Source organism: Methanoregula sp., assembly GCF_028712425.1.
Classification (GTDB): Archaea; Halobacteriota; Methanomicrobia; order Methanomicrobiales; family Methanospirillaceae; genus Methanoregula.
The window spans coordinates 1-6,727 of sequence record NZ_JAQTQD010000043.1 but is presented as its reverse complement, the minus strand read 5'-3'; the positions used below and the strand labels follow the sequence as shown (position 1 = coordinate 6,727).

Here is a 6,727-nt window from a genome sequence, read left to right as displayed (position 1 = left end):
CACCGCTGAAGGCAACCGGTATTTCGTCCACTTGCCGGATGGTATACGGGTGCAGGACGGGCGTGCCATTTTCTTTCCAGACAATGTTGGCACAGATAGTATCAGCCATCACATCAGGACAGGGATAGCGAGACGGGGAACGGATAGATTCTCATTCCCTCAGCAGGATGGTTCCCGTTATTACTCAATAAAATTTGTTTTAAAACAAAAAAAGTATTGTTAATAAAGGATCAGTCCCCACATTATCCGCATGATTCGTGAAGAGGGATACCGGTGAAACTTGTCTTCATTGGTGCCGGCGTTGGCGAGAACCCGTGGCTTGTACGTGCAGCCCGGGACAGCCAGGATACCGGTCTGGAGATCGGGATCGTACAGGCAACGTCCGAGGAACTCGATGCCGAGGAAAAGAAGTTTGCCGGGTTGCTGGACAGCTTCAGGGGATGCGATCTCCTGATCATGAGCATTCACGGGGGTTCCGGGTATTTCAAGAAATTTGACCGGCTCACCGCTGCCGTACGGGCGGCGGACATTCCGACCTTTATCTCGTGCGGCTCACCTGAAGAGATGAAGGATTACCGGAACATGTTCCCATTCCCGGATGAAGACTACGACTATGTCCATGCCTGCGTGGAGCTGGGCGGGATCGAAAATACCCGGTGCCTCGTAATCTGGGCGTGCCGGACCATAGGGAGATGCACCGTGGAACTGCCGCCGCTGCATTATCCCCCCACAGAAGGGTTCTACCACCCGTCGCTCCCGGATATCCACGACCTGGCTGCCCACCTGCAGCGGCTCGATCCGGAGAAACCCACCGCCGGCATCCTTCTCCACCAGTTCTGGTATAACCGGAAAAATCTCCTGGCTATCGATGCGCTTATCGCTGCTGTCGAAGCAAAGGGTATGAATGCCCTGCCGTTCTTTCTCGTGACAAGCCCGAACCCGACCACCGGCGCCATCGGGATCCGGCGGTTTGTCGAGAAGAACCTGTTCCGCGACGGGAAGGCTGTCATCGATGTCCTGGTGATGACCATGGGCTTCTCCCAGATCTCGCTCTCCGATCCCAATGATGGCACCAAGACCGATCCGGTCTACAACTTCTTCTCGGATCTCAACGTGCCGGTCCTCCAGACCATGGCCATGATCCGGTCGTATGACAAATGGTATGCCGACAACGAGGGTCTTACATCCATGGAGATCTCGGCCATGGTCATCTGGCCGGAGTTCGATGCGCAGATTATTACCATCCCTCATTCGACAACCGGTGAACACGAAGGCAGGAAGAACCAGGCCATCCCCATTCCCGGGAGACCCGAGCGGATCGCCGACATGGCCCTGCGCTGGGCGGTTCTCAAGAGGACCCCGGTGAAGGACCGGAAAGTGGCGATCCTTCTCTACCAGTACACCGGAGAGCTGGATGCGCTCGGCGATGCCGGGGGGCTCGATACGCCCCTGAGCGTTATCCGGATTTTGGAGCGGCTCAGGGAAGAGGGGTATACGGTCACGGATATCCCGGAGGCCGGCAACGACCTCATCCACGAGATGATTGCGGGACTCACCAACGACACCCGGTATCTCTCGGAAGAACAGATGAAGGAACGTGCGGCCGGCACGGTCAGCGCGGATCTGTACCGTCAATGGTTCAGCCGGCTGCCCGAGAAGAACCGGAAAAAGATCACCGAAGACTGGGGAGAAGCACCCGGGTCGCTCTTCCTGACCGGCGGCGAACTCTGCCTGCCGGGGATCATGAAAGGCAACATCTTTATCGGGATCCAGCCCCCCCGCGGGCTGTTTGAGAAGGTCGAGTCCCTGATCCATTCAACGGATATGGTCATGCCCCATCATTACGTGGCCTATTACCGGTGGATGAAGAATGTCTGGGGGGCCCATGTTGTCGTCCACATGGGGACTCACGGAACGCTGGAATGGCTGCCGGGCAAAGGCAACGCCATGTCCGAGGAGTGCTATCCTGATCTGGTCTTCGAGGACATGCCCCATGTCTCTCCGTACATCATCAACGACCCGGGGGAGATGATAGAAGTTAAGCGGCGGAGCTGGGCTGCGGTGCTCGCCCATATCCCCCCTGCCATGATGCGGGCCGAGGGATACGGCGACCTGGCGCAGCTGGACAGTATCCTTCAGGAATTCCTCCGGGCAAGAGAGAGCCAGGAAACAACGAAGATGGAGGACCTGGCCGTGGAGATCCGGGGGATTGTTGTTGCCCAGAACCTCACGAACGACCTCGGTCTTCCTGCCGATGTCGGTACAGAGGATATCATTGCCAGCGCCGAGCGACTGTACGATTATATCTGCGAGGTCAGGGATGCCATCATCAAGGACGGGCTCCACATCTTCGGGAGTCCCCCGGAGAACGAACGGTTCGCTGAAATGCTGTATGCGCTGACCCGGCTTGAGAACGGGAAGATGCCCTCGCTCCGGGAAAGCATTGCATCTGCGCAGGGCCTGTCCCTGCGCGAACTGATGGATAACCCGTCAGTATTCAATGGGCGACTCGGCGAAGTGAACGGCGTGCTCATCGACCGGATCGACGAAAAGAGCCAGCACCTGATCGCTGTGATGGCGGAGAACGGGTATGACCGCGGGAAAACGCTTGCCGTGATCCGGGAGGAGTACGGGAACGGTGCACAGGACCTCGAGACCTGCGCCACGTTCATCTGCGATGACCTCTCAGGCCGGCTCAGCCAGACCACTGATGAGATAACGAATATGGTCCGGGGCCTTGACGGGGGATACATCCCTCCCGGCCCGTCAGGAGATCCCACGCGGGGCAATGCCCATCTCCTCCCAACCGGCAAGAACGCCTACTCCATCGACCCCGCATCTGTACCTACACGGGCATCCTGGAAGGCAGGAAAGACCATGGCCGACCAGATGATCGAGCGGTACGTCAAAGAGAAAGGCGAGTACCCGCAGAATGTCGGTATCGTTGTCTGGGCAACCGATACCCTTCGCACAGGAGGCGATGACATCGCGTATCTCTTCTGGCTGATGGGCCTTAAACCGATCTGGTCTGATCGGGGCGGTGCCGTCACCGGGCTTGAAGTCATCCCGGCAAAGGAGCTCGGGAGGCCGAGGATCGATGTAACGCTCCGGATCAGCGGCCTGTTCCGCGATACGTTCCCGGCTCTTATCCATATGATTGACGAGGGCATCGAGACGATTGCAATGCTCGATGAATCCGAGGATGTCAACTTCCTTGCTGCCCACCTGAAGCAGGACATGGTGGAGAAAGTTAAAGCCGGGATGCCGGAACAGGAGGCCCGCGACCAGTCACTCATCAGGATCTTCGGCGACCCTCCCGGCAACCACGGCTGTGGTGTGGGCGAAGTGGTCCATGCATCGGCATGGAAGGACCGGAAAGACCTGGCCGATGTGTACACAACCTGGGGCGCCTATGCGTATGGAAGGAAATTCCGGGGTGAGAAAGTACCGGAACTCTTCCGCCAGCAGTTCGGCCGCCTGGATGCAACCGTCAAGAACATTGTCTCGCGCGAGTTCGATATCCTCGATACTGATGATCCCTACCAGGTGCTTGGCGGGATGAACGCCTGTGTCAAGGTCTACGGCAACAAGGACCCGGTCTCGGTACTGGGCGAAGCATCGGACCCGAAGAACATCAAGACACGCCTCCTCGAAGAGGAGATACGGTTCATCTTCCGGAGCCGCATCCTGAACCCCCGCTGGATCGAGGGCCTGAAACCCCACGGGTTCCGGGGTGTGCAGGAGATCATGAACACCATCGAGTACACGTTCGGCTGGGATGTCACATCCGATGCCATTGACGACTGGGAATACCAGGCCTGTGCCGAACATTTCCTCTTCAATGCAGAGAACCGGCAGTGGATCGAGGAGAATAACCCGTTCGCCCTCCACAGCATGGCCGGCCGGCTTCTCGAAGCGCATGAGCGGGGATTCTGGGACGCCGATGACGAGACGATACGAAAATTACAGGAGATTTATCTTGAGACCGAGGACTATTTCGAGAAGACGGGAGAAGAACAGCATGAATAGTAAGGGCTTTTTCTGCGGCGATGCTCGTGCAGTGATCCGCAGGAAGACCCGTACACCGCCTTCCGAATCACAATATTCTGCGGCGTGTAATGGAGGAAACGGGCGATGACCGCAATCCTTACCGAGAACCTTACCAAGAAGTTCGGTGACCTCTGTGCTGTCGACAACCTGAATCTCACCGTGGACAAGGGGATATTCGGACTCCTGGGGCCGAACGGGTCCGGCAAGACAACAACCGTCCTGATGCTGACAACTCTCCTTGCCCAGACAAAAGGAACTGCAAGCATCTGCGGGCACGACACGCGGCTTGCTCCGGAAAAGGTAAGGGACTGCATCAGCTATGTGCCGCAGGACATGGCGGTGGACACCAACCTGACCGGCCGCGAGAATATGTTTGTCTTCGCACGGCTCTACGGGATAGAAAAACCGAAGGAGAAGATCGACGAACTCCTCGGGGTCATGGAACTCTCCGACCGGGCAGACGACCCGGCAAAGACGTACTCTGGCGGGATGCGCCGGAGACTCGAACTCGCCGAGGCGCTCGTGCACGAGCCGGAGGTGATCTTCCTCGACGAACCCACGATCGGTCTTGACGTGGCAGCCCGCCGGAACATCTGGACGCATATCCGTACGATGACAAAGAAAGGGATGACCATCTTCATGACCACTCATTACATGGACGAAGCCGACCAGTACTGCGACCGCGTTGGTATCATCAGCCATGGGAAGATCGCAGCGCTCGGTAGCCCTGCAGAGCTGAAATCGAGGCTCATGAGCGATGTGATCACCGTTACCATTGAGGGATCCTTTGCCCCAGTTCAGATCGAGGGGATGGTCGTCGTCGGACAATCAGATAACGTCATCTCCTTTACTGCAGAGAACGGCCGGGAGGCGCTCCCGTTGCTTGCCGATGCGCTGAAAAGTGCCGGCAACCGGGTGAAGGCGATGTCACTGCACGAACCTTCCCTCGACGATGTATTCCTCCAGTCGGTAGGAAAGCAGGAAGAACCCCAGGGATTCGAAGAACTCAAGTTCCACCTGATGCTGCACCGGAGGCACTGATCATGAAAGGCGTTTCAATCTACATCTACCGGGATTTCATCCGGTGGATCCGGTACCGCATCGGCGTCATCTCGTCTCTCGTCCTCCCGGCGGCATGGTTGCTTTTCGTGGGTCTTGCCCTGCCGGTAACGTTCACCGGAAATTATCTCGACTTCATCACTCCGGGCATCCTCGTGATGACCATCCTCACGGCCGGGATCTCCAGCGGATCACTCCTGATGTTCGACAAGATGCTCGGGTTCCTGAACAAGTTCCTCGCCATGCCTGTTCCCCGCGAGAGCATTCTCGTCTCCAAGATCCTTTTCGTATCGATGCGGGGGCTCATTCAGGCAACCATCATTCTCATCCTTGCCGTTCTCATCGGAGCTACGGTGATGACCCCGCTCCAGTACGGGCTCGTGTACCTCATCCTCTTCCTCTTTGGCGTCTTCATCTCCTCGTTCTCGACTGCAATAGCGCTGTACCTCTACGACCACGATTCCTTTGCTTCGTTCACGGCCATGGTGACAATGCCGCTCTTCTTCACTTCGAGCGCCCTGATGCCATACAGTGCGATGCCCGGGTGGCTTGCCACGATTGCCCATGTCAACCCGCTCAGTTTTGCGATCAATGCGATCCGGGATGTCACCGCGGGATCTATCCCGGTTGTCCCGATCCTGATGCTGTTCGTCTTTACTGCTATTTTTGTCGGGCTGGCCGGGTACGTGTTCCGGAAGGTGACGATCTGAAAAAGAGGACGGATTCATTTCCTCATTTTTCCTTCTGGCAATAGGGAAGAATCCATTTTAGGATTAATTACGTGAAGAATGTCTGGCAATTCTGCTATCCACGAATAACGTTTCACTTTCCAGAAGCGTATCAGCCAGCGTTTTTCAAAAAGAAGGGAAATAAGATCGTGTTCCGGAAAATACATCAGGAACCTCCATAGCTAATGCTATAGAACCATCAATACCGACAGGGACTCCTTACCCGGAGACTCCTCTGCCCGCGATCCGAAAATGTATTAACCGGTTGCCACGAACTCTCCTGAAAGGAACATGACGGGTGCAGCGTGATACCGGAAAATAAGGATCCCATCAATACCATCATGAGGAGCAAGCGGGAGGTCTCGCGCTTCCAGATCCTCGTTGAGATCGCCGAACACCAGCCGGCAGTGCGCCAGATGGAGATTGCAGACAGGATTGGCCTGACGCCACAGGCAGTCTCCGACCATATCCGTGAACTGGTTGATGATGGAATGCTCTCGATGAGCGGCCGGAGTAATTACGTGGTGACCAAAACCGGTATCGCATGGGTGATGGAGAATGCAGCTTCCCTTGAGTCCTATATCCGGCACATCCGGCTCGATGTCATCCAGCATATCTCGGTCTGGACCGCTGTTGCTGACGGGGACCTGAAAACCGGTGATGTGGTCGGGCTGTACATGAAAGACGGGTATCTCTATGCCGGTAAGAAACCGAGATCTGCGACTGCAATGGTCTACGAGGATGCGAAGAAGAACGAGGATGTCGGGATCGTTGATGTCAACGAGATTATCGATCACCATGAGGGAACCATTCATGTCTGTAAGGTACCCCGGGTCCAGCACGGCGGTTCGCGCAGGGTGGATAAGGACAAGCTGAAGGAGATCGTTGCC

4 protein-coding genes are annotated in these 6,727 nt (G+C 56.6%); all 4 read left to right on the top strand.

All coding sequences use genetic code 11. The features are described 5' to 3' along the window. Positions 1 to 273: 273 nt before the first annotated feature. Positions 274 to 4,029 (top strand): cobaltochelatase subunit CobN, encoded by a 3,756-nt coding sequence (gene cobN / locus PHF39_RS13420; protein WP_300224974.1) that lies wholly within the window; start codon positions 274 to 276, stop codon positions 4,027 to 4,029. A gap of 105 nt (positions 4,030 to 4,134) precedes the next feature. Continuing rightward, positions 4,135 to 5,091 (top strand): ATP-binding cassette domain-containing protein, encoded by a 957-nt coding sequence (locus PHF39_RS13415; RefSeq protein ID WP_300224971.1) that lies wholly within the window; start codon positions 4,135 to 4,137, stop codon positions 5,089 to 5,091. Positions 5,092 to 5,093: 2 nt separating this feature from the next. Continuing rightward, positions 5,094 to 5,819, top strand: coding sequence for an ABC transporter permease (locus PHF39_RS13410; RefSeq protein WP_300224969.1), 726 nt, complete (start codon positions 5,094 to 5,096; stop codon positions 5,817 to 5,819). 323 nt (positions 5,820 to 6,142) lie between these two features. Further along, positions 6,143 to 6,727, top strand: a 585-nt coding sequence (locus PHF39_RS13405) for a MarR family transcriptional regulator (protein WP_300224966.1), incomplete at its 3' end; no start/stop codon positions are given.